3 protein-coding genes are annotated in these 4,536 nt (G+C 68.8%); 1 reads left to right on the plus strand and 2 read right to left on the minus strand.

All coding sequences use genetic code 11. The annotated features are described in order from the left end of the window. Nucleotides 1-2,057: cation:proton antiporter (locus ACLFOB_RS14325; RefSeq protein WP_410926518.1), on the plus strand; the 2,057-nt coding region annotated here is incomplete at its 5' end. A 7-nt stretch (nt 2,058-2,064) separates the two neighbouring features. Here ACLFOB_RS14325 and ACLFOB_RS14330 read toward each other — a convergent pair. Together ACLFOB_RS14330 and ACLFOB_RS14335 are read right to left on the minus strand one after the other, a co-directional pair. Further along, entirely contained in the window at nt 2,065-3,786 is a 1,722-nt protein-coding gene (locus ACLFOB_RS14330; RefSeq protein WP_410926519.1) for a cation:proton antiporter, read from the minus strand. Further along, complete coding sequence (locus ACLFOB_RS14335) at nt 3,786-4,040, minus strand: helix-turn-helix domain-containing protein (protein ID WP_410917208.1); 255 nt, start codon at nt 4,038-4,040, stop codon at nt 3,786-3,788. The genes ACLFOB_RS14330 and ACLFOB_RS14335 overlap by 1 nt, the downstream gene beginning before the upstream one ends. Nucleotides 4,041-4,536: the final 496 nt, after the last annotated feature.

Consider the following 4,536-nt stretch of genomic DNA (forward strand, 5'->3'; position numbering starts at 1 on the left):
TCGCGCGGATCATCGAGGGCGAGAGCCTGCTGAACGACGCCGCGGCCATCGCGCTCTTCGGCCTGTTCATGGGCTTCGTGATGCTGGGGATGCCCGATCCCGACCTGGGCGCGGCGCTGTCCCGGTTTCCCCTCCTGATCGCCGGCGGCGCCTTCACCGGCTGGCTGGCGGCGCGGATGGCGGTCTGGGTGATGGCGCTCTTCCGCCGGCACGAGCTGGCGCAGATCTCGATCTCGATCGCGCTGCCTTACCTCGCCTATATCGGGGCGGAGCAGAGCATCGGCGCCTCGGGTGTCATCGCCGTGGTGGCCGCGGGGCTGACGCTGAACCTGACCGGACCGGGGCGCCTGCCGCCGCAGGCCTGGGCGAACCTGCGCGAGGTCTGGGACCTTCTGGCGCATTGGGCCGGGGCGCTGATCTTCATCCTCGCGGCGCTGCTGATCCCGCGACTGCTGGAGGAGGTGCGCGTCGGGGATTTCGTCCTGGTCGGCGTGGTGATCCTCGCCGCGATCGCGGCGCGGGCGGTGATCCTGTTCGGGCTCCTGCCGCTCCTGACCGCGCTGAAGCTCTCGCCCGCGGTGGAAGGAACCTACCGCGTCGCGATCCTCTGGGGCGGGCTGCGGGGCGCAGTCACGCTCGCGCTGGCGCTTGCCGTGAGCGAAAGCTTCCGCGTGCCGGACGACATCAGCCGCATCGCGGGGATCCTCGCCACCGGCTTCACGCTCTTCACCCTGATCGTGCAGGGCACGACGCTGCGGCTCGTGATCGCGCGGCTCGGGCTCGACCGGCTGTCGCCCATCGACGAGGCGCTGTCGCGGCAGGTGGTCGCCGTCGCTCTGCAGACCGTGCGCGAGGACGTGGCGCGCACCACCGAGAACTACGAGCTGAACCACGACACGGTGCGCGCCGAGGCCAAGCGTTTCGGCGAGCGGCTGGATGCGGCGGTGAAGTCGGCCGAGGCCAGCGCCGACATCCTCGACCGCGACCGGGTCACGCTGGGCCTGATCGCGCTGGCGGGCCACGAGCGCGACACGATCATTGCCCGCGTGCGGGAGCGCACGATCTCGTCGCGGATGGCCGAACAGGTGCTGTCGGATGCCGACCGGCTGATCGAGGGCGCGCGCAGCCAGGGGCGCAGTGGCTACAACCGCGCGGCGCGGCGCAGCGTCGCCTATGGCCGGGCGTTCCGCATCGCCGTGCTCCTGAACGGCCGTCTGCGCCTGTCCGCCCCGCTGGCGCGCCTGACAGCCGACCGGTTCGAACTCCTGCTGTCGCAACGGCTGATCCTGCGCGATCTGGGGGCCTTCATCGACGGGCGGATCCGGCGCATTCACGGGCGGCGCGTGGCCGAACTGCTGCACGAGCTTCTCGCCCGGCGGATCGAGATGGTGGAGACCGCGCTGAAGGGGCTGCGCCTGCAATACCCGGGCTATGCCGAGGAACTGGAACGCCGGTTCATCCGCCGCACCGCGCTGCGGCTGGAGGAGCGCGAATATACCGCGATGCGCGAGGACGGGCTGATCGGCGCCGAGGTCTACACGGCGCTGATGCAGGACCTCGATGCGCGCCGGGCTGCCGCCGAGGAGCGACCGCATCTCGACATCGCGCTCAGGCGGGCCGAGCTGGTGCGGCAGTTTCCGCCCTTTGCCGAATTCGACGATGCCGTGCTCAGCCGCCTCGGCCGTGCGCTGGAGACGCGCTACGTCAATGCGGGCGAAGTGATCATCCGGAAGGACAGCATCGCGAAAAGCGTTTTCTTCATCGCCTCCGGCGCCGTGGAACTGGAAACCGCCGGTCAGACCTGGCGCCTCGGGCGGGGCGAGATGTTCGGTCAGATGGCGATCCTGATGAAGAAGGCCCGCCGCGCCGAGGTGCGCGCCATCGCGCCCACGACCCTGCTGGTCCTGGACGAGGCGCGGTTCCGCCGCCTGCTGGATCGCAGCCAGGCACTGCGGGACGCCGTGCGCGCGAGCGCCGAGAAGCGCGGCGTCGACCCCGACCATCTGTTCGAAGACACGCGAGCCCCCCGCCCGGCAGAGCACCGCCCACAGGCGTGACCCGGGATCAGGACGCCTGCTTGTCTTCGGTTTCGATGGACGGGATCTCGGTCCGCTCCTGCTCGGGCGCGCCGCAGAGAAGCTCCACGGCACGGTCGGCCGCGTCCTGGAACGGCTCGAGCACCATGTCGGCGCCGGCGGCGAAGAGTTCCTCGGTGTCGCGGGCATGATGCGAGGCGACGGCGACGCGGCCCGTGAACCCGGAGGTGCGTGTGAGCTGTATCAGCGTCGTCCGTGTGTCCTCGTGGCTGAGGCCCGTCGGGTGGATGGGCACGGTCGAGACGATCCATTCCGCCCGCGGCAACGGAAGCTCGGCCACGAATTCCGGGTCGGTCGCGTCGCCGAACTCGGTCTCGAGCCCAAGCTCGCCCCAGCGCCGCACCGCGCTGGGGTTGAAATCGACCCCAAGCACCCGGATGCCGCGCTTCTTCAGACGCATCCCGATGGCGGTGCCGAAGCGCCCCAGCCCGAAGATGATCACCTTGAAGCCGTCCGCGCGATGCGCCCCCGCCTCAAAGGGCTCGCGCGGCGTGCCCTTGCGCTCGAAAACGCCCAGCAGCGGCTCGAACACCGCATAGAGCTGGTGCGAATAGGTGATCATGTAGGTCGAGGCCGCAATGGTCACGAGGCCAACCATGGTGACGAGGCCGAGCGCGTCCTCCTGCACATGGCCCAGCGATACGCCCATGGCGATGAAGATCAGGGAAAACTCGCTGATCTGCGCCACCGTCAACCCGGCAAGGAACCCCGTGCGCTTGCGGTAGCCCAGCGCCCCCATGATCGCGAGCACGATCAGCGGGTTTCCGATCAGCACGAAGAGCGAGAAGACCACCGCACCGGTGACATGTGTGCCCAAAAGCGACAGGTCGAGCGCGGAACCGAGCGCGATGAAGAAGAACAGCAGCAGGAAATCGCGCAGCGGTGCCAGCCGCGCCGCGATGGTCTCGCGATAGGGTGTCGAGGCGAGCGCGACGCCGGCCAGCAGGCCGCCCACCTCCTTGCCCAGCCCCACGATGTCGCCCGCCGCCGCGAACATCGCCGCCATGGCGATGGCGAAGATGACGAGTAGTTCGGGCGCATGGGCCAGCCGCTCGGTCAGGGGATTGGCGACATAGCGCACGAAGAGCACCACCAGCGCCACCATCGCCAGGCCCGAGGCGAGCACCAGCGGCACCGATCCGCCGCCATGTCCGCCATCCCCGGCGCCGATGCCGATGGCCGAGAGCACGATCATCGCCATCACCACGACGAGGTCCTGCACGATCAGGAATCCGAGGGCGATCTGGCCGTGCAGGCTGTCGATCTCGCGCTTGTCCGAAAGGAGCTTCACGATGATGATCGTCGAGGAAAAGGTCAGCGCCACGGCGATGTAAAGCGCCGTGACATGCCCCAGCCCCAGCGCGAGCCCGATCAGATAGCCGAAGACCGAGGTGAAGGCGACCTGCCCGAGCCCGGTCAGGAGCGACACCGCCCCGAGCGAGCGGATCAGCTTCACGTCGAGCTTGATGCCGACGAGGAACAGCAGCACCGCGATGCCGAGTTCGGACAGGAGGCTGATCTCCTCGTCCGAGCGCACGAGGTCCAGCGCCGAGGGCCCCGCGATCAGCCCGACCGCGATGAAGCTGACGATGAGCGGCTGGCGCAGGACGATCCCGAGGAATCCCACGACCGCCGCCAGCACGAGCAGCGCGGCGATCTCCGCGAACGGCGACTGGACGATAACTTCCATCAATTCTTCTGCCCCTTGATCCTGCCTGCCCCGGTCGCTTCCGGGGGCATGTTCGTGCTGCCATCGCCCGTCGCAACGGGCCGCGTTGCGTGATCCTCGAGGAAGGCGTCGAGATCGTCCGGGCCGATCCGCCATCCCTTGCCGATATCGATCGCCCTGAGCTCGCCGCCCTTGATCCAGCGTCTTACGGTGACCTCGTTGACCTGCAGAAGGTCCGCAACCTCCCTGACGGTCCGGTATCGCTCGTGTGGCATGCTGGCGCCTTTTCACGGAGTCTGGCTCAGGATGGCGCATCATAGAGCAGAACGGACCATTCAGACAGAGCCAGATGCCCCGCAGCGTATCTCCCGGACGCAAGGCGACGGCCCACAACCGGAGACGGATCCGGTGCCTCGGCCCGCGACCCTGCCGGCCTGCAATGCCGACACCGCCATCCGGTCCGGTCATGCGTCAACGGCGTGCCCCATTGCGCGCATTTCACCGCGGTGGACCGGATCGACAGGGTGCCGGGCGCGCGGCACACGGCTTGGCAAGCCCCGATTGCGGGCTTCCAGCCGTCTCACGGCGAAATTCGCCCGCTCCGCAGACCTGCGCTGTGCGCGGGACGGGCCGGAGCTTCCGCCCAGCCGTGCGCCGGCCAACCTTGCGGTAAATGAACCGTCTGCCCTGTTCGCTGACGCAACCGATCGGCACGCGCGGCCCCCTTGGCCTGATCGTCCTTCAGGTGGACGAGACGGTGGAACAGGAGGT

Origin of the sequence: Rhodosalinus sp. (genome assembly GCF_046542825.1) — a bacterium.
Lineage (GTDB): Bacteria > Pseudomonadota > Alphaproteobacteria > Rhodobacterales > Rhodobacteraceae > Rhodosalinus.